Genomic DNA, 21,683 nt, shown 5'->3' with positions numbered 1-21,683 from the left:
ATAAATGGGAAAAATCATAGCCATCTGTCTGTTCGAATTAAAACGTACATTCAAAAATCCATCTGCATACTTATTGATGTTTGCCATGCCGCTCATTTTTACCTTCCTATTCGGGAGTCTGTTTGGCGGCAATGCAGATCAGACGATTCAAATGGGCATTGTTGATGAAGATGAGACAGAGTTATCAAAGCAGCTCATTACTCAGATAAAGAAAAATGAGTTGATCACCTACCATATTAGTACAGAATCTGAAGGAGCCGAACTGCTTAAACAGCAGGAGATTCAAGGAATTTTTACAATAAAAAAGGGCCTTGCCGATCGGCTCATTCAGCAGCAAAAACCGGAGATTACCTTTCAACACTTGCCAAGCAGCACGGTCGCACCAATCGTTAAGCAAATGCTGAATGACGCTGTACTTACAATGAGCTTGCAAATCTCTTCTGCACAAACAGGAAGTCAATATAGTGGAGAGAATTGGAATGATCTTTATCAAAAGCTTGCCATTGGTGCTGAAGATCAGAGGGTCTTAACTAAGGTTTCATCCAGCGATGATGCAAGTGTAAATGTGTTGAACAGAATGTCTTATAGTTCAGCAGGCTTTTCCATCATGTTCGTCATGATGATGATCCTTTCCGTAACCGGCGTATTCATTGAGGCAAGAAATATGGGGATCTGGTCAAGGTTATTTACAACCCCTGTCACAAAATTTCAAGTGATGTTCGGCTATTTCCTTTCGTTTTTTACGATCGGCTGGATTCAATTTTTCTTACTAATGGTTATGTCCTCGGTCCTTTTTGATGTGAAGTGGGGCAATCCCATCGGGTTATTTATTCTTATTAGCTCGTTGCTGTTAGCTGTCGTGGGATTAGCTCTGGCCATTGCTGCCTTTGCTAAAACAGCCGAACAGCAAAATGCAATCGGCACACTCATTATCGTCTCCACTTGTATGCTTGGCGGCGTTTACTGGCCTACTAGCATTACGCCTGGCTTTATGCAAACGATGGCCAATTTTGTCCCACAATCTTGGGCGATCAAAGGATTTACGGAATTAAATGCTGGAGGCGGAGCGGTAGCGGATATTCTTACCCCGGTTCTCATATTGCTTTGTTTTGCGGTGGTGTTTTTTACAGTTGGATTGTCGAGGGTTCGGTATGAATGAGTGGGTTTGGGGTTGATTATAGATCAACCCCGATACTTTTTTGAAAGTGACCGATATATTCGAATTCTGGCCGATATCATTAGTTCAAAAGCGTTTCCGGAATCAATTTAAAGCCTTCGATCATCGTATCTTCATCAACTTCGATTAATATACAACGTTTGCCATTGAAGTTCACTTGTCTCACATACTTTAAATCTTGTGGGCTAATAGAAATTTTTGCGACCTTCGTTTCGATTTTAATCGATTTCGATGTGTAATTCGGGACAATGCTACTCGCTTTCAGCTCGTAACTCTCGTCATCGATTACTTTTTTAAACGCCATTTCGACCTTATCCGTGTCAACATCTTCCACTCCACTCACCTTTAATACACGTTCAACGTCTTTATAATCCAATGTTGGGGTGTCTTCTTCTTCCTCTTCGTCCATCATCCGATTGATTTCTTCATACACATTGGCAAGCGTGGAAGCGTCAACCTGGTCTCCTACCACATCTTTAACAATTTCCTCGAAGACAATTTTATCTTCTTGAGCAGTCATAATATCTTCACCATTCAAGACTGTCTCGATAAAATGGATATCCGGCTCGTTCGGCTTTCCAGCGGAATAAAGAACACGGTTTACATCAGCTGAATTATCAGTAAAGCTCGGGAACAGAAAACCTCCCACCGGAGAAGCGAGGTTGATAATAGAATCAACTTCAATACTAGACTTAAATTCCTTCTCGATATAATCAAACACTAAAGTTCTTTTCGGCTGAACGGTTCGATTCATACTGCAGAGAATAAAAGGATGTGAATACACTTCATCACGACTACTCACTTCAGCCTCTTCATTATTTCTTTTCGTTGCTTTAAAATATTCCCCACGAATGAACGTCACGACAATGTCCATCTCATATTGAACATCTTTAAACATTTTTTCAATAATAAGAAGCATTTGCTCATTCCATTCTTCTACATCACTCGTTTGCAAACCATTAAAAAGAATGTGCTGGCTGTGGTCTTCGGCCTCACGCCGAAACTTGACTTCAAATAATTTCACGTCCAGTTGACCAGTTAAAACCTTCTTGAAGTTACTCAAAAATAACTCTTGCTGCTCCTGGTCTAGTATTTGAAACGGCTGACTTTCTTGATGATAAATCTCGCTGCTTTCTTTTCTTATATAGACATTAAAGATGTCGGTGATTTTCATTAAATCATTATTCAATTTGAATTGCTTACGAATATTTGCTACGTCTTTTTTGTTCATAAATAGTCCAACTCCTAAGCTGTTTAGGTTGTTATTCAATTATAAGCAATTTGGTTCTTTTAAGGAATGAGGAAAAAGTCAATTACATACAAAAGAAGAGAAGTTTGAAAAGTCTTTATAATGGATAAATTTTAGGAAAGTAAAAATAAAAATGAGGTCTGTTTTTGTAGGTAACCTTGAAAAGTCATGCTATGGAGCGGGCATGGCGCTCATTTTAGATGGTGATTAGGAAAAACTCGTTCCATGAAGCAGGCATAGTGCTCGTTTTGAGCGGTGACCAAGAAGAATTTGTTCTATGAAGCGGTCATGGCGCTCGTTTCGAGAGATAAGCTTGGGAAACGCGTTCTATGAAGCGGGCATGGTGCTCGTTTTTGACGGTGATCAGGAAAAACTCGTTCCATGAAGCGGTCATAGTGCTCATTTTGAGAGATTACCTTGCGAAACGCGTTCTATGAAGCGTTCATAGTGCTCGTTTTGAGAGATTACCTTGGGAAACGCGTTCCATGAAGCGTTCATAGTGCTCATTTTGAGAGATTACCTTGGGAAACGCGTTCTATAAAGCGGTCATAGTGCTCATTTTAAGAGATTACCTTGGAAAACGCGTTCTATGAGGCGGTCATAGTGCTCGTTTTGAGAGATTACCTTGGGAAACGCGGTCTATGAGGCGTTCATGGTGCTCATTTTGAGAGATAACCTTGCGAAACGTGTTCATGTCCGTCGTAGCCCTTATGATGGTTAATTATTATGATTATTAGATGAAAGAAGCTATCCAGAAAATCAGGCTAAACTGACTTTCCGGATAGCTCCCCCTACAGGGCAGTTATCTTTCATGAAACCTTAAACAGTTCATTTATTTATTATTTCCAGGAACCTTCTTCCTTACAACATCGAATAGCCCCGATCCAATGATGTCTAAAGCAGACTGCATTCTTTCGGCTGAGATATTATCTTCAATCGTATCTTGTGGTGTATGATAAACCTTTTCGATATGGTAAACGAGCGGGTCCCAGCTGTCGATTCCCATCCAGATGAATAGGGCTGCTGGGATTCCTGCTCGATGGAAATACACATGATCACTTGAACCAAAAGTTCCAGGCAGAATATCAGAATTCCCTAAGCGGGCACCTGCAGCAGTAGTTGAATCGGTTACAATATTCGTGCTTCCATCGACGGTCATTGCATAAAGATTTTTCGCTTTGTCATAATTGGTGGCAACCATATCAGGAACAAAAACCGCTTCGATTTGATCTCTTTGTTCCTGGCTTAGCTGTTCTACATAATACTTAGAGCCAAGTAAACCTCTTTCCTCTGAACCAAAAGCAATAAATTTCAATGTTTTATCAGTATTATAACCTTTGTATACACGAGCTAGTTCAAGCATCAAGCCTACACCTGAGGCATTATCATTCGCTCCTGGAGCGCCAACTACGCTGTCATGATGAGCGCCGAGAATGACTTCTTTTACATTTTCATCCTTAGATTTAGCCTTTTTTGTCGCAATGACATTCACTGATTGGAGGTTTGAATAATGTTTTGCCGTTAAACTGATTTCTACGGTTCCTTTTTTCATCTGCTCCTTCAGCCATTCACCTTGGATATAAGCCGATCCAAAGACTGGAACATCATATTTCTTAGCTAAACTTGGATTAAATGCCTGGCCATAATTTCCGCGGCTTCCTACTAAACTTTGAAGAACAACACCAGCAGCTCCAGCTTGAACGGCATTTTCTACCTGAGCTCGGTAATCAGCTGTAGACGATGCTCTTTCCATAAGAACTACTTTTCCGCTGACATCGGTAAAATCGTTGGCGTTCGTTCCCCCTTCTACAAAGACAACCTCTGCTTTTACCGCCGTATCACTGATTACTCCATTTACAGCAGCACTCATTTCCCACACCTTACCATCTGGAAGAGCCACATTTGCTATGTATTGGTCATCGACAGGAAAATATTGATATTCTACATCATAACCATAGCTTTTTAAGGTACGAGCAATATAGTCAGCCGATTTTTTCTCAGCTTCCAAACCGCCTGGCCTTGTTCCTATTTCCTTCGATAAATATTTGATGTGCTCAATTGCGCGTTCTGCATCTACTCTTGCTACGATTTTTTGATCTTGAGAATAAGCGGATTTTCCACTTTCTCCAATAGCTGGTGCAGCATACCCAACAGATCCGAAAGCAAGCGAAGCAGTTAAAACCGTTACTAATACTTTTGGCATTTTACGATTTCTCTTCATAGTAACCTCCCAAATATTAATAGATTGCTAATAGCAAGATAAGTATAGACGGGATGGAAAATAGTAGTAAGAGGATTAATTCCTAATATTCAGATAATAATGTATATTAAATTTAGGAAGAAAGTATCACTGCTTAATGCCTTTCCTACCTAACATAATAGTACTTACTGCTTATTGATCTACGATAAAAAGTAAATGAAAATAGCCATGCCTAAAAATACTAGCCCTGCTAGACCAGAATATAGCCCTACTTTAGTTCTGATTTTCCTATCATTGTCTGTTTCTGTATGAAAATTTGCTCTTTGCTGCTGTCCGTCCGTCCATGCACCGATAAAAACACCTGAGATGGCTATGCATACAACACTTACTATAAAAAAGAACTGCGCCATTTCATCTCCTCCTTCAGTCTCTTAAACTTGAACTGGATAGAGCTGTTGCGAATCAACTTTGGTCCCATTTGCAGCATATTTTTTCTCTCTATTTATGTTCCTTTCATTATTTCTTCGCTTAGAAAATGAACACGTTTGAGATAATAATCTCTTCGATCCGGATCATGAATGAACGAAATAAATAAGATGGATAGCATTAACGCTGTATCTAAACGATAGATTGATTGGATAATTTCATTAGTGTTTTCAATTAAATTTACGTCCCGACACCCTTTTAAAAACTCTTCTTCCTTCAGTTCCTGTGTCTCAGAAATCCGCATTAGTTCCATTATAGGATCGCCAATAAAAGCATTATCCCAATCTAGTATTGCTTGAATCTTGCCATTTTTCCCAATTAAATTTGGCAGCCTTACATCAAGGTGAAGTAGGCAGTCTTTATTTTGTGTAGTAATTAGAATCGATTCCATTTCTTCTGATTCAGGAATAATAATCTTCGAGTTTATTAATTGACTAAGATTTTGAGCTCGTTCTGTAATTCTTTGAACAATTATGCTGGATAATGTTTTCTCTTTTTGATCTATAATGGATAGTCCATCTACTGGTACTTTATGTATTTGAGATGTTAGTTCTCCTATATCGAAGGAGCAAATTCCTTGATCATCGCCTGGCACATATTCAGAAACTAAAAAATTGATGTCATCACTTAAATAGAGCTTATACACTTTTGGCACTGGAATATGAAATTTGTAGCAATACTCAGAGATGGCAGCTTCTTTTTTTATTGAAATGATGCCGCTTGACTGTTTATCCATCATATTTTCTTCAGATCTCCAAGGCGTTCTAACAGCAAGCATCCCTAGATGTTTTTCTTTTACAAGAAACACCGCATTAATCACACCATTTGCTAAAAAGGTTATTTCATTGATTTTCCAATTTAATTTATTGGTTAAAACATAACGAATTTTACTTTTCAACTCTTCTATTTTTACATTTGTTAAGTTCATAGGCGGATTCCTTCATGTTTTTTTAGTTTATATCCCCTAAATATACGGGAGACTTTTGCCCATTCGAATAATTAAAAATAACTTTGCTTAATTCTCGCGGATAAATTCGATACTGGGGTAATTCGTTGATCTTTAGCCATTCAATCCCCACTTGATGGCTATCAGGATTTGTAGGAAATATACCTCGAACTTCGTCATTTTTTAAGCTGCATACAAAATAAAATTCAACCTGGTGAAATTCAAAGTCCGATGATGCATGTTCATGGTTCTTACCAATGTATTCCCGTATGTAGAGAAGTTCTCTTATTTCAACTTGCTCCCCAATCTCTTCCATACTCTCTCTGATTATTGCATTTTGAAGTGTTTCCCCATGTTCCTGACCACCGCCCGGATAAAGATAGAAATATCCTTCATCATCTTGATTTTTAGTTAATAAGATCTTGTCTTCTTTAATAATGATGGCTTTTGCTGAGTTTCTAATATGCATGTGCCATTGCTCCTTCCAATTCTTGTAGCCCATATTTTTGCATTTCAGGTTTTCTTTAAATTGGGCCATCATCTCGCCCGCTTCACAAATTTACATACTTGGTTTACGTTTCCAAAATCATTAAGGTTTCAATAGTTTTATAAGAATTCTTCTTTTGTTATTCATGACCACCGTTCTGATTGTTTCTTTAAATCAAAAAAAGAGATTAACAAAAATGTTAATCTCTCAATAAAATACTATACAAGTTTCAAAAAAACTTATGCAATGAAATCTTCATTTTCAATGTCTTCAGGCTCACCTTTACTATAATATTTTCCTTTTGTAAGAATGGCCAATAGGACAGTGAGTACAGCTGACAATAACGCCGCATTGATAGCAGCAGTACTTTGTAAATATTCTCCGAAAAAACCTAGTGCAGCTACAGTCCCTAAACCGCTTGCTACTAGTAAAGATACAACGCCAACAGGATTCCATTTATACAAATACTCTTGTCTGCCTTCATAGTAACGGGGACCGATCTTTAATAATTTTTTCACTATCATGGCATCGCTGACAAGAATCGCTGCCCAGGACAATAGAAAGACTCCCTGGAATGTCATGGCGGCACTTAAATGATTCACTATGCCACCTAACATTAATACCATCGCAGTTACTCCTGTAACAACCACCCAAAACCGTCGACCTGGTGTAAAATTAAATACATTTTCAAAGAAGCTTGCCAATGATAACGAGCCGCTATAAATATTTGTTACATTAATTCTCAGTTGTGTTAACATCGTGAATAACGCTCCGCCAATTCCAAGGAGCATAACGATGTAAACCCCTGGATTTGATTCATTCAGCGATACACCAAACCAAATACCTAACCCGCCCATCACACCAAAACAGAAGATCTGTGGAATAAACCCAATGGCAACCGAGCCTATCTTAATATCTTTTGGTTTAAGGAAGCGAGAATAGTCAGAGGCAAGCAGGGCTGTCAGACCCATAATCCCATGGTGCATTCCAATACACATAAGTAATGCCTTTCCTCCAACTTCAACGCCCTCCGGCATATAAGACCAAAAATGCCCTGTGTATACAGATGGAGTGTAAATTGAAACAATGATTGCTGTTATAAGAAAAATACCAAAAATAGGCAAAGACCACTTTTGTAATTTATCTAGCTGTTTAATACCAAACCAATTTAAAGGGATAACAATGGTTCCGAAAAAGATAATGATCGCCCATTCCGGAATAACTGGGAAGAAGGTATGGACAGCAGAAACTAAAATTAACCCTTCAAACGCACAATACATAATGAAGTTTGTTGCATAAATGAAAGAGGTTAATGATGCACCAATATAGCCGAACCCGCCTCCTCTTGATAAAAAGTTGACGTTCATACCGGCTCTTGCTGAAAGATATGCAATGAATGTTCCTAGTATCCCCGCAACAATTATTGCGTAAATGGAGGATATGATTGCATTAATGGCTCCGAATTGCAGGGCCATTACACTCCCCATTTGAAAATAAAAAATGGCAGTTGCTATGCCAAAGGTAATATTCGTTATACTAATCCAACCCATATTCCTTTCTTCACGCGGTACTTTAATTAATGTATAATCATCTTTATTTTCTACTTTCGTATTGTGATCTGTAATTTGGACAGATCCCATACTAATCAACTCCTTGTTATGAAAAATTTGCATTCAAGCTTTTGGATTTTAAGAACCGACTAAAAGCCTGTAGATACATAACAAGGTCATAATTTGCCCGATAGTAACTAAATAATTTTCCCTTTCCACGCATACAACAGAATTGATTTTATTCAATGTAAAATTGTGAATTAATTCACATTATTAATTGCCAAACATTCTGTACATGACGTATTCGTATCACTTGTTTGCTATAGTTGGAAGAATGGCATATTTATTTTGATTGTATTTCATACGTCAATTGAAGAGGTGAAGCTTGTCTTTCGACATAAAATAGCTGACCACTATCCTCCTTCCCGTTTCATGAGTTGTGGACCGTGAAATAGAATATTTACTTCTCCTAATTTCTTGTTGAATAAATTTTCAATGTTAGGTAGAGTCATAGCCAAAAGATTGCCTTTTTTGTTGATCTAAATAAAAAAAGTAAGGTTAGTATAATCTTTATAAACCTTCATTATTGGATATTTCGCATCATCGCGAAAGAAAGATTGATAAGTTTTTTCTAAGTGTAGAAAAACTTTGAAGTGGTTTTGAAGGGATGTCTTATAGAAAGGGATACTTCTTTTTATCCATTTTTGTTGGCTGCAAATCAAAACAAGAATAGGATTGCCTATATTTTTTCGACTTAAAGGGCAAAATTATAGGTTTGAAGACATTACATTATCGTAGCCAATGATCTAATGTTTCTTCTGTTGGGAAGATTTCATATATAAATTTAACAATATAGTCATCAACTCCCTTGCTATATATCTAATTCTATTATAAAATATTTGATCCAAAAATAAAAGGCTTCTAGGCTCATTCATCCACTCGCTATCGTTTGGCAGCTCTCTTGACACACTTTGAGATAGTAGAGCCGCTTTCGGAAAGCTGTTGCTTACCATGAACTCTTCATAGTTAGCGTTCTCCTCTCTTTTTGGAAAAAACGATTGCCATGACTAACACTCCATGATTACCGTTCCACTTGCTTTTTGATGCCTCTAATAAAAATTAACGTAAATAACTTCCTGTTTTAATCCGAATCAACTATGATAAACTCAAACTATAATAATTTACCAATTAAGTATTTTATACCCACAAGCGAATTGTTGCTACAGGTCTTGATTTTTGTAAATCCTATTTAACTGCGGAGAGGTGAAAAACTTGAAGATTGACCATTTAGTCATAAATGTAGATAAATTTATACAAGAAGATAAAGAGCTAATAAATTCCATTCATTCAATAGGGCTACCTTATAAGCCTAGGTGGGGGAAAGGAACAAAGGGGTTTAAGGTATCAAATATTTGGATTGGAAAAGAATATTTTGAACTTGTACGAATTAAGGCAAAAGACGGTGGAGGATGGATCAAAGATTGGACTACAAAATATCTAGACGGGCATCGAGGTTTGATTGGTTTTGCTTTAGAGGTTAACGACATTGAAGAGACCTACCAACAACTGCTTAGTCAAAATGTAAATGTTTCTCCGCCGGAGCCACTGACATTCCGTTGGTTCTTTAATCTTCTAACCAAGACGATGCCTTGGCGTAACTTATATTTACCTGAATTTAAAGGAGTCCCTTTTCAATTTTTTCTTCAGCAATTAAATGATGAAAAATCTAAGACCTATATGGAACAGTATATGGTGCCAAATAGCAGGGATAATGCTATCGAGGGCATTACGGAGGTAAACATTTACGGAAAATTAACGGAGGGCGATAAAAAAGTCCTCTACGCTTTATTCGAGGACTATGAAGAAAGTAAAGATTTACTTAAAATTAATTTAGGAGCACAAACAATTCGTTTTATAACTTCCAATACATACAGAGTAGAAGTTGTTTTAAAATGTAATAACAAAGATTATTCTAATAAGAAGATAAACATTCATAATCTTCAAATACAAAATTCCTAAGAAAAATTAAGCGAAGTAACATTTCATCCGTAGTATTCTAATATAAAGATGAGGTTGAAACATGGCTCAAATACAAAAATTAAACATATTAAATGGACAGGAAATGTACGATTATTTTAAGAAAACACATCATCTTCAGCAAGAAATTATGGTTCCGTTTAATGAAGCAATGTGTTACGGAAATACATCCATGGATCTTTTTTCAGATGAATTTACCGCCGTTCGCGCAAAGGTTCATCACGTTTCGTCCATCCAATATAATGAACTCACCCTTAAACCTTTGCAGCCCCTATTGGATAAAGACTTTACGTATCTTAAATTGTGGTTTGGCCCTGATATGTTCTGTCAAATAAATGTCCTTACCATTCTTGCTTGGCTCGACCAAACAAAATTTGCACAGCCAATCGACCTTCAACTCATAAATGACCACTATAAGCCTTTAGAAAAATTCACACTTGAAGTGAATGGATATTATGATCTATACAAACAGGTTTTGGTCGATAAAAACACACCTTCTGCTACTTATCCCGAACCATTAAAGAAGGGGATTGAGCTTTACTTGAATTATCAAAATGAAGAAAGTGATCTTATGTTATATATTAAAAATCATCCAAATGTCCCTGAAAAAGAGCTTATGTATGATCTATTGATGAAATTTCCCGAATATGGGTTAGGTGATATTCAATACATAGAGCTAATAAGAAAATGTAGGATTTCTATTTAACTAGATTCAAACTCCGATTAAATAAATATCTATCATAAAAAGGCATTGTGCAATTACATAATGCCTTTTAATCCCCCTTAAATTCCCCATACACCCAGGGAATTCCATAAAAAATGGCTATACCTTAAATAACAGCAAAAAAAGTAGATTGCTGAATTAATCTACTATAATAAATCATTCAGCTTAACCCTCCAAATCATATGATCATTCTCCTCCCCCCAATAATTCTTTAATAGATACTGAGGTTCTCCAAACTTCTTTTTCCAAATTTTTTGCGATGCTGTGTAGCCACTATCTAAACAAAATTCTTCTATCCCCCTATTACGTAGAGTAAAATACATCGCATTTAACAGCATACTGCCTATCCCTTTCCTTTGAAAGTCAGGATGAACGAAGACTGTGCCAACCTCCAATAGCTCTTGTAAGGCATGGTTTGTACAATGATTAATCAGCTCGCTTGCGGGGCCAATTTCGATTGAACCAATAATCTGATCCCCGTTTGAAGCAATCAAAAAGTATCGTTTTTCTCCATTACTTTCGAAGTCAGTATGTAAATATTTTTCCTTAGAAGTAATTTCATTCTCAATATCCTCCAACATATGACCAATACCTTCTTTAAGAAACGTGTCGGTAATAACGATTCTAAAAAAATGATTTAATTCTGTAGTATCATCAAGTGTTGGTCTTCTGATTTCAATATTTAACATTTTCGGCTTCTCCCTCTCAGCTTTCTGTATCGATATTCGTTCGATATTTGTACTGAACATTCCTTCTTCTATAATTCCTTGAATGAAATATTTATATATTGAGTAGGAAAACCCAATGAAAGTCTCGAACTAACTAAATAGCGCAAATTTAAAAGGAGGTTTTTTCTTGGACAAAACAATCATTCAACATATGGAAACAGTGCGGCAAATAACGGAGCGAGCGATTATGAGGATACCTGAAGAAATGGCGAATACCATTCCAAAAGGGTTTAACAACAATATTCGTTGGAACTTTGGACATATTGCATTTGTACAGGAAAAGCTCGTTTATGGGCTTTTAGGTGAAGAAATGAATATTCCGAGCAATTATGAGCAGCTTTTTGGTGCGGGAACAAGTCCTGCAGATTGGATGGAAATGCCTCCATCTTTATTAGAGATTGCTGAAGTCTTGACGGAACAGAAGGAAAGAATTAAAGAATTTATTCAGTGGCATTTATACGAAACATTACCGACACCATTCACAAATCGTTCTGGCATTACATTTTACACAGTTGGAGAGGCTTTTTTGTTTAGCTTTTATCATGAGGCAATGCATGTCGAAACGATAAAACACTTATATCGAGTTATTTCTTCTGAATAATTTATTAGGGCCGTTTCAAATTAGATGGGACCCTACGGTGGCTGGACGGGATATATTCCATCTTCCTGTCACCATACACAAATACACCTTCCCGAGACATATGCTTCTTGGATATGGGGATGGCCAAATAAATTCTTAAATCGGATGGAAAAAGTGGATACGCGTGTCATTATTGTCGCAGGAAATGGCGGTTGGTCAGAAGGATTTGATAGTAAACAAGATTTAGAACGTCTTCCTAAAAATTATTATGGCGGAATCTGGACAAACCGGATTGATTTAATTGCTCCGAATTAAATATAATGAAGTTCTTTAAATTATAAATACCGAGTCCAAAGGGCTCGGTATTTATTTGGTTTTATTCATTTAACTACTATTAATATCAATTTAGCCTATCATTTTTCATAAAAGCTATGCTTTGGCAGAGCCAACATATCGATTTCTAGCTGCCCCTAAACCAAATATGAAGAGTAATACTGACAAGCCAACCAAAATCAGAAGTGGAAGTGTCCAGCTATTCGTTACATCATGCAGATATCCAAAGAGCGTTGGACAAAGAGCAGCAAGCAAATATCCTACAGATTGGGCCATACCAGACAGCTCTGCTGCTTGCCCAGCATTCTCTGTTCGCATACCAAAAAACATCACCGCTAAACTAAATGCAAACCCTCCCCCAACTCCCAGGATGATGACCCACAAAACAATGTAATGTATACTTCCGTAAAGTAATCCAAGAGTTCCAGTTAAAAACAAAATAAAGGTAATGGTAACAAGTAAACGTTGACTGGACATCCGTCCTGCGATGAGCGGAACGATAAAAGTAAAGGGAAGCAAAGCTAATTGTAAAATGGTGAGCAACCAGCCAGATTGAGCTGCACTTATTCCTTGTGGTTTTAAAATTTCAGGCAACCATGCGACAATCACATAAAACATCGTAGATTGTATTCCCATAAAAAAGGTGACCTGCCACGCTATTGCTGAACGCCATAAATTCACCTTATTGTCAGCTTTTTGCTTATGAACGCTTGCCTTTTCCCCATGGCGGCGTTTCATTTGTGGCAGCCAAAATAGAATAGATACAAAACTAAGAATGCCCCAAATGCCAAGTGCACCTTGCCATCCGTATCCTAATCCAACTGCAATTGGAACACTAATACCAGATGCTATGGCTCCAAATAAGTTCATAGAAATGGAGTAGATACCTGTCATTAAACCAATTTTTAGGGGAAATTCCCGTTTAATAAGGCTAGGCAACAATACATTACCAACAGAAATGGCAAACCCAAGGATTGCAGTGCCAATATATAAAGTTGCTACTCCAGACAAGGAACGTAAAATAATTCCTATAGTGAGGAGAATAATTGAAAATAGAATAAGCAGCTCCACGCCAAATCTTTGTCCTAACCTAGCTACAAAAGGCGAAAAAAGTGCAAAAGCTAATAGAGGCAGTGTGGAAATCATGCCTGCTAGTGTATTTGAAATATGCATATTATCCCTAATAATACCCACTAAAGGTCCTACTGAGGTTAATGGTGCTCGTAGATTAGTTGCAATAAAAATAATGCCGACAATAATCAACCAAACGGCTGATTTAGAAACATTTGTACTTATCATTTTAGCTTTGCTGTATGTTGAATCCATGATGTTTCCTCCAAGTACTTTAGAAATTCTTGCTACTGGATACAGTATCATTTACTACTGCGATATTTTAGTATTGAAACACAAAAATATATTATAATATATTTTTATTAAAATAAACAACAATATAATATACAAAAATACTTGTCTTTTGATAAACTATCCACTAAATGTGACTTTGATTTCCAACAAAACAAAAAAACACAACAAAAATAACCCCTATCCATATGATGGATAGAGGGCTATTTCATGTCGTAGTGTAAACTATGAGAAATAGGAATTGCTTATTAGCTCCCATATTTCAACATAATATAGAGAACAACAACTTCATTAGTATGATTTATATATGAATGTGTACCATCTGCACGAAAACTAATAGAATCATATTGATTTAGAGTGTATGACTCATTATTAACATGAATTGTAATGGTTCCAGACATTACTGTAGTAAGTTCCGTTGAATTGTGGTGATGTTTTTCTGGATAGTATGAGCTATGAGGTTGCAAATAAGCTCGATACATTTCAATACCATGGCCTGCATTTTGAAAAATCGGCTCAATCATCCAATTATTATCATCCCCAGCGATTCTTAACCCCTTCCCCGCTCGAGACAGGTTCACACAGTTTTCAGTAGAGAATAATGCCATGATTGGTATAGATAAGCTTTTTGAAATTTTCCATAACATTCCAATGGTTGGATTTGTTTCTCCACGTTCAATATTTCCAAGTGTCAGCTTACTCACACCCGATAATTCTGATAAATCTTCAAGACTCAAATGCTTTTCTTTACGAAGTTTTTTAAGTACTGCCCCAACTTGTAAAACCACTTGTTTTGGATCATCGATTTCTGGATTCATTTTAAGCCTCCCATTGCGATATTATAGAAAAATAATAGGTGTAATAATATTAGCGTTTTAATATACCTGTTTACAAAATAATAATAAATAAACCGATTATATATTATAATATATAATCGTACACATTAAGAATGATACAATATACTTTATTATAAAACATCATTAATTATTTACCCACCTACACAACAATCTCATTACTATCTAATCCTCATCCGCTATATCTTCCCATTAAAATGGTATTGTAATAACTTCTATCAGATAGAATTTTGTCTCTTCTCAAAACCCCCTCCACTTCAAAGCCATACTTTGTATAAAGATTTATTACTTTTCCATTCGTTTCCAGGACATTCAAATTTTGTATGTAAAATTCTTTTGGATTAATCCTCATTTAGTACTTCTCCCTTTAATGGTTCATTAAAAATTGCTAAAGAATGAATTTTTTCGTTTAAAAGGCGATTAACTATTTGTTTTATAACATTCGCATCTCGAAGCTTTTGATATGGAAGATTCATAAGCTCCGAGAGTCTTATCCATTTACTGTCTACAATCTCGTTCTCTTCAAGTTTCAAGCTACCCCCAGTAAGCTCACCAATAAAATGAAATAATATCACTTGATGATTGGAGCTGCTGATAAAATTATAGATACCCGTTGTTCCAGTTAGTTTGACATCAAATCCTGTTTCTTCTTTTACCTCTCTACATGCCGCATGAAGAATATCTTCCTTATTCTCAATACGTCCAGATGGGAAATTCCACTTGTTGATGGCAAATGGTTTATTTTCTTTAATGATCAAAACCTCGTTATCTTTTAATATTGAAACACTAACAACTAAAACAATTCCATTTTGGGTCATAATAATTCTCCTAAAAACTTTAATTTCCTCGTTTGTTTTTATTCCAGGGATGGGATCCGGATTTAACAATGCCCCCCTTCCATTTTACCGCAAAAAAGCCATATTCTTGTTTGCTAATTCATACAGTTGAGTAGAGCCTAAAACGAAATCATATAATTAAATTTGAATTTTACAACTATTAAGCAAGAGAATAATGTTATTTATTGTAATTATAGGATATAATAATGATTGGGGCATACACACGATATCGGTGGACTAGCCCTACAAAATATGATTTTAAACTAGGGAGTTGAGTAGCCATGTCATTTAAATTCATACCGTATTTAATGATTGATGGAAACGCAAAAGAAGCAATTGAATTTTATGAGAAGGTGTTTAATGCTGAAGTGATGGGAATTCTCACATTTGGACAAATGCCTCCTAACCCGGAATTCCCTTTACCCGAGGAAGCAAAAGATCTTGTCGCACATGCTACGATAAAAGTTGGAGAAGAAGAACTTATGTTTTCTGACGTTCTCCCTGGTCAACCTCATCAAGTTGGAACGCAAGTAACCATTTGTGTTACTCCAAGCAATGCAGATCAAGCACACCAAATTTTTGAGTCACTACAAGATGGCGGACAAGTGGGCATCCCTTTACAAGAAACACATTTCAGCCCTGCTTACGGTAGCGTAACGGATAAATTTGGTGTCACCTTCCAAATTTACACGGAAGGCAAACATTAATTTTTTTCTATTAAACAATCTCAACTACCTAAGACATACATAATTAACGGCTTGGTCGTATGAACGATCAAGCCGTTATTGTTTCAAAACAACTATAATAATTCTCTTAATTCATCTGTCATTTGTTCGACTAACTCGGGTCTTCCATGAAACTGGGCAGGAGTATTTTGAAACAGCTGTATCCGCCAATTTCCTTCCTTTTTTACAACTACAAGAGTCTGGTGTGTATTTACTTTAGGATTAATGTCTGATTGATTCGGCGGTATCATGCCAGCAATTGCACGCAAAAGTGCGACCTCAGAACTCAGAAAATACACTTCTTTTACTTTGCTAATAAACCGAGCAGTCGGATGGTTAATAAAGATTGGTTCAAGATGCAAAAAAATCTCTCCTCTGCCTATTGATTGACTGCCATCAAATCCAATGCTTTCACCATCTTCTGTGAATAAATCAGCCATTCCGCGAGCATCGCGATTATTCCATGCTTCTAGCAGTTGTTTATAGACAGCTTGTACTTCTTTTGAATTGTGATTTTCCATTATGATTCACTCCGAAAAATTCAATTTTTATTATCATAATACATTTTGTTTCATTTGGGAGATATTTTACTCTCTTGGGTTATGACCTATCAAGTGAATAGTATCGGGATATCTAAAAATAAATCTTTATGAATCTTGAATGAAGCTTAAATAGAACGTAAAAAAACCCCTATTAGGGGGTTTTTAAAATTTTATTCACTTAAGTTTAGATGCTTTTCTGTACACACGAGATCTGATTCCGGAAAACAGGAATATTCCACATTTCCGGAATATTATATTAGGAAATTCCGGATAAAAGGAAATTTCTATATTAAGCATTGTTTTATAAATGGCTCTTTTCTGATGTTTTACTTTTTAATAATATTAATCAAATAAAGATTCAATTATGCACAACTACTAACAACTGTATATTCCGTTTCTATGACTCCCTATTTGTTTCATTTGGACCGCAACTGGTGAAAAACTATATTCAAGAGCTTATAGAGCAGTTCAAATGGACCCTAAAGAAATACTTTATTCAGGGTTTTATAGGAGCTATATTCCAGTAATTGCAAACAGTAAAGTTTACGAAAACAGCCTTTTTAATTTAGTAGAGCACTTCCACCTCAGAAAACCTGTTATATAGAAGATTCCGAATTAGGTGATTATTGGCATGGAACTTGCAATACTATATAGTGCTATGGGATTTCCAAGAGAGATGATAGGATAAGGAGGGTCGCGTTAATTGTAAACGCTTACTTAATGCAGTAGTTATAAAAATTCGGAAGTTTAATAGAACAAGGGGGATTTGCATGGATTTAATCGTTATTCTCTTGTCATTGGGATTATTAATGTTTGTGGCTTATCGTGGGTTTTCTGTTATTTTATTCGCACCGATTTGTGCATTACTTGCCGTATTATTGACAGACCCTAGTCACGTATTACCGTTTTTTTCTAGCGTTTTTATGGATAAGATGGTTGGATTTATTAAAAATTATTTTCCAGTGTTTTTATTAGGAGCTATTTTCGGGAAGGTTGTAGAAATGTCTGGCCTTGCTGAGTCTATCGCAAAAACAATTGTCCGGGCAATCGGGGCAAAAAGAGCAATTTTGGCCATCGTTCTATTGGGAGCAATTTTAACATATAGCGGAGTAAGTTTATTCGTTGCTGTTTTCGCTATCTACCCATTTGCTGCCCAATTGTTTAGGGAAGCCAATATTCCCAAACGCCTTATTCCGGGAACAATTGCATTAGGTGCTTTCACCTTTACGATGGATGCATTTCCAGGAACACCGCAAATTCAAAACGTTATTCCTGTCTCATTCTTTAAAACAGATATTTATGCTGCACCCGTATTAGGTATCTTAGGTGGATTATTTGTCCTTTTTGTTGGGCTTTTATATCTTGAGTCGCGGCGTAAAAAGGCTGAGAAAGCTGGAGAGGGATACTTCGGATTTGGAACTGAAACAGCTTCAGCTGCCGAAAGGTCAAATTTGGCCCATAAAGAAGAGCCCGTTCCGGAATTATCAACGAATCAGCCCCTTATACGTCAAATTCTTGCTTTTATTCCGCTTATTTTAGTTGGAGTCATGAATAAAGTCTTTGTTACGAATATACCTAAATGGTACCCTGAAGGATTTGATTTTTCCAAGGTAGGCTTGGACGCTCTTGGAGTTATCGATGTGTCAAGCGTTGCAGCTATCTGGGCTGTTGAAATTGCTTTAATTGTGGGAATTGTTACGACTATTGCCTATGATTGGAAACGTGTAATGACTAATTTTAAAGAAGGTCTGAATACAAGTATTGGCGGATCACTGCTAGCCACTATGAATACTGCCTCAGAGTATGGATTTGGTGGGGTTATTGCGGCTCTTCCAGGATTCGCACTTATCAGTAACGGAATATCTGGTACGTTTACAAATCCGCTTGTAAACGGTGCTGTTACAACCACCACTCTTGCCGGTATTACAGGATCAGCTTCAGGAGGGATGGGCATCGCTTTAAGTGCAATGGCTGAAACATACAACAAGGCGATTGCTGCGGCTAATATTCCACCAGAGGTCATGCACCGCGTTATTTCGATGGCATCCGGTGGAATGGATACACTTCCACACAATGGAGCTGTTATTACTTTGCTTGCTGTTACCGGATTAACTCATAAACAATCGTATCGAGATATTTTTGCCATAACAATCATTAAAACACTTGCTGTTTTCTTTATCATTGCACTTTACACATTATTCGGGATTGTATAAAGAAAAGCGGAAGATTAGTTAGTAAGGAGACCTTACTAGCTAGAGATACCACGGAATTGCTGGCAAACCACAAATAATTATTATTGTAAAATGGGGGAAAAAGTATGGGAAAGCAATTAGAAGGAAAAACAGCCTTTATTACAGGCGGAGCAAGTGGGATTGGACTCGAAATTGCAAGAACTTTTGCACAAGAGGGAGCAAAAATTGTTATTTCGGACTTGAATAGAGAAAGCAGTGAAAAGGTTGTTGCTGATCTGAATGAACAAGGAGTTATTGCTCTATCAGCTCCTTGTGATGTGACGAACGAGGATGAGTATAAAAACAGCCTTAACCAAGCATTTGAATCATTAGGAAGCATCGATATTCTTGTGAATAACGCAGGGCTGCAGTATGTATCACCAATTGAGGAATTTCCTACAGAAAAATTTACACTTTTACTGAATGTTATGCTGACAGCTCCTTTTATTGGGATTAAACACGTATTTCCTTTCATGAAAAAACAAGGCTTTGGAAGAATTATTAATATGGCATCCATTAATGGTCTGATTGGATTTTCAGGAAAAGCGGCCTATAACAGTGCAAAGCACGGAGTTATCGGATTAACAAAAGTAGCGGCATTAGAAGGAGCTCCTCATGGGATTACGGTAAACGCCCTATGTCCGGGTTATGTGGATACCCCACTCGTAAGGAATCAACTAGAAGACTTGGCTGCAACAAGAAATGTTCCTCTTGATAGGGTCATAGAGGAAGTATTATTTCCACTAGTCCCCCAAAAAAGACTATTATCAGTTACGGAAATTGCTGATTATGCTGTTTTTTTAGCCAGTGATAAAGCAAAAGGGGTTACAGGGCAGGCTGTCGTTCTTGATGGAGGATATACTGTTCAATAGGAATGTCTTTAGAACCTTATTTTATTTAATAAGGTTCTTTTTTCTGCCTAATACCCTTCCACTATGATTTTTTTGGTGGAAAATTTCGGTTTAGGGATATACAGCAATTATAATATTTGGTATTTTCTGATCAAAATGAAACTTTTTTCATAACTTTGATATAATGTACCTAAATATGTTTTTAAAGGTGAAAAATACTATGAACCTAGGAATTTCTACTATTCCATATAAATGGCTTGAGGAAATTATTAATTTATCTGCAGAACGAATCGTTGTTGTCGATCGAGAAGGGATGATTCGCTACATTAATTCAGCCTATTGTGAGTTTTTAGGTACGACTGTTAAAAATGCATTAGACAGGAATGTTCAAGAAGTTATCGAAAACACGCGAATGCATATTGTAGCAAAAACGGGACAAACTGAATTCGCATCTGTTCAGTCGATTAATGGGAGTGAGATGATTGCTAACCGTTTTCCGCTTATTGTTGATGGAGAATTGGTAGGAGCCCTTGGAACAGTAACGTTTCGTAATCCGGAAGAATGGTTGGCTTACAAATCAAAAATTCAATCTCTTTTAGAAGAACTTAAGTATTACAAAAGGAAATTTGAAAAGGAGCTGCAAAGTAAGTATAGCTTTAATGATTTAATTGGCAGCAGCCCCGCATTTGTTGCTTCAAAATCACTTGCTGAAAGAATTTCCGCAAGTCAATCAGCGGTATTGCTATTAGGCGAGTCTGGTACAGGCAAAGAATTATTCGCCCATGCGATACATCATAATAGTACACGTGCAGCCTTTCCGTTCGTACCCATTAACTGTGCCTCAATTCCTGAACATTTATTAGAGTCGGAACTATTCGGCTACGAAGATGGAGCGTTTACAGGAGCAAAAAAAGGGGGGAAAAAGGGACTATTTCAAATTGCTAATAATGGATCGATTTTTCTTGATGAAGTTGGAGATATGCCGCTTACGATGCAAAGCAAACTTTTGAGAGTCCTGCAGGAAAAGGAACTGCAAAGAATTGGCGGGCAAAATTCAATCTCTGTCGATGTTCGTGTTATCGCCGCTACACACAGAGATCTAGACAAGATGGTGGAAGAAGGAAAGTTCCGCCAGGATTTATACTACCGATTAAATGTAATTAAAATCGAAATCCCACCACTTAGGAAAAGAAAGGAAGACATTCATTTCATTTCTGCTAGTCTTTTGAAAAAACTTGAACGGAAATTTCACCGGCAAGGACTTGTATTATCTGCTGAAGTGATCGAAAGGCTTCAACAGCATTCATGGCCTGGCAACATTCGAGAACTTGAAAATGTGTTAGAGCGAGCCATAAATGTTTTGGATGGGAATAAAATTGAATCGGTGCATCTTCCACTTTATCTTCGGGATCAGCCATTAGATGATGGAGTTTTTACAGATTTAGAATCAAAAACAGTTGCATCAAGTGAAACAGCATCCATACCTATTCAGCCTCTAAAAGACATCTTGACCCAAGTTGAAAAAAACTCAATTCTACAATCACTGCAAGCTGCCAATGGAAATAAGCAGGAGGCAGCAAAATTATTACAAATTAGTAAAACAAGTTTTTATGAGAAATGCATTAAATATGGTATTAAATAATGGTCAATGCGGGTATGTTTTGCTATTGAAAAAATCGAGGTCTCTAAGCTAACTGTATTAAAATTAGACAAGCTGTTCAAAACACGAATAAACACTTCTTGAATCAAGTCCTCCGAATCGTTTTTATTAGCAAACTCGTCCGG

Annotated in this window: 20 protein-coding genes and 2 pseudogenes; 9 read left to right on the top strand and 13 right to left on the bottom strand. The window is 36.8% G+C overall.

What is annotated here, in order from left to right; genetic code table 11:
• The first annotated feature begins 4 nt into the window (after nucleotides 1–4).
• Nucleotides 5–1,159: an ABC transporter permease gene (locus F7731_RS15210; RefSeq protein ID WP_151535627.1), complete on the top strand. Its 1,155-nt coding sequence runs from the start codon at nucleotides 5–7 to the stop codon at nucleotides 1,157–1,159.
• Between the two features lie 79 nt (nucleotides 1,160–1,238).
• Here the strand turns inward: F7731_RS15210 and F7731_RS15205 are convergent, their stop codons facing one another.
• The 6 genes from F7731_RS15205 to F7731_RS15180 form a co-directional block, all read right to left on the bottom strand.
• A complete protein-coding gene (locus F7731_RS15205) occupies nucleotides 1,239–2,408 on the bottom strand; it encodes a DUF4317 domain-containing protein (protein ID WP_151535626.1) in 1,170 nt (389 codons plus the stop codon).
• Nucleotides 2,409–3,258: 850 nt separating this feature from the next.
• On the bottom strand, nucleotides 3,259–4,629 hold the full coding sequence (locus F7731_RS15200) for a M28 family metallopeptidase (protein ID WP_425482016.1): 1,371 nt from the start codon (nucleotides 4,627–4,629) through the stop codon (nucleotides 3,259–3,261).
• Nucleotides 4,630–4,826: 197 nt separating this feature from the next.
• Nucleotides 4,827–5,036, bottom strand: a complete 210-nt coding sequence (locus tag F7731_RS15195; RefSeq protein WP_151535624.1) for a DUF5316 family protein — start codon at nucleotides 5,034–5,036, stop codon at nucleotides 4,827–4,829.
• 92 nt (nucleotides 5,037–5,128) lie between these two features.
• Nucleotides 5,129–6,040: a phosphotransferase family protein gene (locus tag F7731_RS15190; protein ID WP_151535623.1), complete on the bottom strand. Its 912-nt coding sequence runs from the start codon at nucleotides 6,038–6,040 to the stop codon at nucleotides 5,129–5,131.
• 22 nt (nucleotides 6,041–6,062) lie between these two features.
• Nucleotides 6,063–6,527 (bottom strand): NUDIX domain-containing protein, encoded by a 465-nt coding sequence (locus tag F7731_RS15185; RefSeq protein WP_151535658.1) that lies wholly within the window; start codon nucleotides 6,525–6,527, stop codon nucleotides 6,063–6,065.
• Nucleotides 6,528–6,784: 257 nt separating this feature from the next.
• On the bottom strand, nucleotides 6,785–8,185 hold the full coding sequence (locus F7731_RS15180) for a purine-cytosine permease family protein (RefSeq protein WP_151535622.1): 1,401 nt from the start codon (nucleotides 8,183–8,185) through the stop codon (nucleotides 6,785–6,787).
• Nucleotides 8,186–9,358: 1,173 nt separating this feature from the next.
• Here F7731_RS15180 and F7731_RS15170 point away from each other — a divergent pair.
• Together F7731_RS15170 and F7731_RS15165 are read left to right on the top strand one after the other, a co-directional pair.
• Complete coding sequence (locus F7731_RS15170; protein WP_246197227.1) at nucleotides 9,359–10,114, top strand: VOC family protein; 756 nt, start codon at nucleotides 9,359–9,361, stop codon at nucleotides 10,112–10,114.
• Nucleotides 10,115–10,175: 61 nt separating this feature from the next.
• Nucleotides 10,176–10,838, top strand: a complete 663-nt coding sequence (locus F7731_RS15165; RefSeq protein WP_151535620.1) for an AraC family transcriptional regulator — start codon at nucleotides 10,176–10,178, stop codon at nucleotides 10,836–10,838.
• Nucleotides 10,839–11,002: 164 nt separating this feature from the next.
• Here F7731_RS15165 and F7731_RS15160 read toward each other — a convergent pair whose 3' ends face one another.
• Complete coding sequence (locus F7731_RS15160; RefSeq protein ID WP_151535619.1) at nucleotides 11,003–11,545, bottom strand: GNAT family N-acetyltransferase; 543 nt, start codon at nucleotides 11,543–11,545, stop codon at nucleotides 11,003–11,005.
• 166 nt (nucleotides 11,546–11,711) lie between these two features.
• On the opposite strand from F7731_RS15160, the gene F7731_RS15155 reads away from it, so the two are divergent.
• Together F7731_RS15155 and F7731_RS15150 are read left to right on the top strand one after the other, a co-directional pair.
• Nucleotides 11,712–12,185 (top strand): DinB family protein, encoded by a 474-nt coding sequence (locus tag F7731_RS15155; RefSeq protein ID WP_151535618.1) that lies wholly within the window; start codon nucleotides 11,712–11,714, stop codon nucleotides 12,183–12,185.
• A gap of 39 nt (nucleotides 12,186–12,224) precedes the next feature.
• A pseudogene (locus F7731_RS15150) lies at nucleotides 12,225–12,479 on the top strand (glycerophosphodiester phosphodiesterase family protein); the annotation flags it as partial.
• 114 nt (nucleotides 12,480–12,593) lie between these two features.
• On the opposite strand, the gene F7731_RS15145 reads toward F7731_RS15150, so the two are convergent.
• The 4 genes and pseudogenes from F7731_RS15145 to F7731_RS15130 form a co-directional block, all read right to left on the bottom strand.
• Nucleotides 12,594–13,823: a CynX/NimT family MFS transporter gene (locus F7731_RS15145; protein ID WP_151535617.1), complete on the bottom strand. Its 1,230-nt coding sequence runs from the start codon at nucleotides 13,821–13,823 to the stop codon at nucleotides 12,594–12,596.
• Between the two features lie 284 nt (nucleotides 13,824–14,107).
• Nucleotides 14,108–14,677 carry a helix-turn-helix domain-containing protein gene (locus tag F7731_RS15140; RefSeq protein WP_151535616.1) on the bottom strand — a complete coding sequence of 190 codons (570 nt, stop codon included), beginning with the start codon at nucleotides 14,675–14,677 and terminating at the stop codon, nucleotides 14,108–14,110.
• A 208-nt stretch (nucleotides 14,678–14,885) separates the two neighbouring features.
• Nucleotides 14,886–15,029, bottom strand: a pseudogene (locus tag F7731_RS15135) (GNAT family N-acetyltransferase); the annotation flags it as partial.
• Between the two features lie 25 nt (nucleotides 15,030–15,054).
• Nucleotides 15,055–15,531, bottom strand: a complete 477-nt coding sequence (locus tag F7731_RS15130) for an NUDIX hydrolase (protein ID WP_151535615.1) — start codon at nucleotides 15,529–15,531, stop codon at nucleotides 15,055–15,057.
• Between the two features lie 299 nt (nucleotides 15,532–15,830).
• Here F7731_RS15130 and F7731_RS15125 point away from each other — a divergent pair, with 299 nt between their 5' ends.
• A complete protein-coding gene (locus F7731_RS15125) occupies nucleotides 15,831–16,256 on the top strand; it encodes a VOC family protein (protein ID WP_151535614.1) in 426 nt (141 codons plus the stop codon).
• 92 nt (nucleotides 16,257–16,348) lie between these two features.
• Here the strand turns inward: F7731_RS15125 and F7731_RS15120 are convergent, their stop codons facing one another.
• Entirely contained in the window at nucleotides 16,349–16,795 is a 447-nt protein-coding gene (locus F7731_RS15120; RefSeq protein WP_151535613.1) for an SgcJ/EcaC family oxidoreductase, read from the bottom strand.
• Between the two features lie 791 nt (nucleotides 16,796–17,586).
• Between F7731_RS15120 and F7731_RS15115 the strand changes: the two genes are divergently transcribed.
• From F7731_RS15115 to F7731_RS15105, 3 genes are all read left to right on the top strand, one after another.
• Nucleotides 17,587–19,029, top strand: coding sequence for a GntP family permease (locus F7731_RS15115; RefSeq protein ID WP_151535612.1), 1,443 nt, complete (start codon nucleotides 17,587–17,589; stop codon nucleotides 19,027–19,029).
• Between the two features lie 104 nt (nucleotides 19,030–19,133).
• Nucleotides 19,134–19,919: a 3-hydroxybutyrate dehydrogenase gene (locus F7731_RS15110; RefSeq protein WP_151535611.1), complete on the top strand. Its 786-nt coding sequence runs from the start codon at nucleotides 19,134–19,136 to the stop codon at nucleotides 19,917–19,919.
• A 199-nt stretch (nucleotides 19,920–20,118) separates the two neighbouring features.
• Nucleotides 20,119–21,540, top strand: coding sequence for a sigma-54 interaction domain-containing protein (locus F7731_RS15105; protein WP_151535610.1), 1,422 nt, complete (start codon nucleotides 20,119–20,121; stop codon nucleotides 21,538–21,540).
• Here F7731_RS15105 and F7731_RS15100 read toward each other — a convergent pair.
• Nucleotides 21,507–21,635 (bottom strand): hypothetical protein, encoded by a 129-nt coding sequence (locus F7731_RS15100; protein WP_246197230.1) that lies wholly within the window; start codon nucleotides 21,633–21,635, stop codon nucleotides 21,507–21,509. The genes F7731_RS15105 and F7731_RS15100 overlap by 34 nt on opposite strands.
• Between the last annotated feature and the right edge of the window lie 48 nt (nucleotides 21,636–21,683).

The organism is Cytobacillus depressus, assembly GCF_008923245.1.
Taxonomy (GTDB): Bacteria; Bacillota; Bacilli; order Bacillales; family Cytobacillaceae; genus Cytobacillus; species Cytobacillus depressus.
This window is presented reverse-complemented; position numbering and strand designations above follow the sequence as displayed.

Coding starts and splice junctions, on each gene's coding strand:
- F7731_RS15210 (WP_151535627.1), top strand. CDS start 5: ATGGGAAAAATCATAGCCATCTGTCTGTTCGAATTAAAACGTACATTC.
- F7731_RS15145 (WP_151535617.1), bottom strand. CDS start 13,823: ATGGATTCAACATACAGCAAAGCTAAAATGATAAGTACAAATGTTTCT.
- F7731_RS15110 (WP_151535611.1), top strand. CDS start 19,134: ATGGGAAAGCAATTAGAAGGAAAAACAGCCTTTATTACAGGCGGAGCA.
- F7731_RS15205 (WP_151535626.1), bottom strand. CDS start 2,408: ATGAACAAAAAAGACGTAGCAAATATTCGTAAGCAATTCAAATTGAAT.
- F7731_RS15125 (WP_151535614.1), top strand. CDS start 15,831: ATGTCATTTAAATTCATACCGTATTTAATGATTGATGGAAACGCAAAA.
- F7731_RS15140 (WP_151535616.1), bottom strand. CDS start 14,677: ATGAATCCAGAAATCGATGATCCAAAACAAGTGGTTTTACAAGTTGGG.
- F7731_RS15120 (WP_151535613.1), bottom strand. CDS start 16,795: ATGGAAAATCACAATTCAAAAGAAGTACAAGCTGTCTATAAACAACTG.
- F7731_RS15105 (WP_151535610.1), top strand. CDS start 20,119: ATGAACCTAGGAATTTCTACTATTCCATATAAATGGCTTGAGGAAATT.
- F7731_RS15185 (WP_151535658.1), bottom strand. CDS start 6,527: ATGCATATTAGAAACTCAGCAAAAGCCATCATTATTAAAGAAGACAAG.
- F7731_RS15200 (WP_425482016.1), bottom strand. CDS start 4,629: ATGCCAAAAGTATTAGTAACGGTTTTAACTGCTTCGCTTGCTTTCGGA.
- F7731_RS15195 (WP_151535624.1), bottom strand. CDS start 5,036: ATGGCGCAGTTCTTTTTTATAGTAAGTGTTGTATGCATAGCCATCTCA.
- F7731_RS15130 (WP_151535615.1), bottom strand. CDS start 15,531: ATGACCCAAAATGGAATTGTTTTAGTTGTTAGTGTTTCAATATTAAAA.
- F7731_RS15115 (WP_151535612.1), top strand. CDS start 17,587: ATGGATTTAATCGTTATTCTCTTGTCATTGGGATTATTAATGTTTGTG.
- F7731_RS15165 (WP_151535620.1), top strand. CDS start 10,176: ATGGCTCAAATACAAAAATTAAACATATTAAATGGACAGGAAATGTAC.
- F7731_RS15180 (WP_151535622.1), bottom strand. CDS start 8,185: ATGGGATCTGTCCAAATTACAGATCACAATACGAAAGTAGAAAATAAA.
- F7731_RS15160 (WP_151535619.1), bottom strand. CDS start 11,545: ATGTTAAATATTGAAATCAGAAGACCAACACTTGATGATACTACAGAA.
- F7731_RS15190 (WP_151535623.1), bottom strand. CDS start 6,040: ATGAACTTAACAAATGTAAAAATAGAAGAGTTGAAAAGTAAAATTCGT.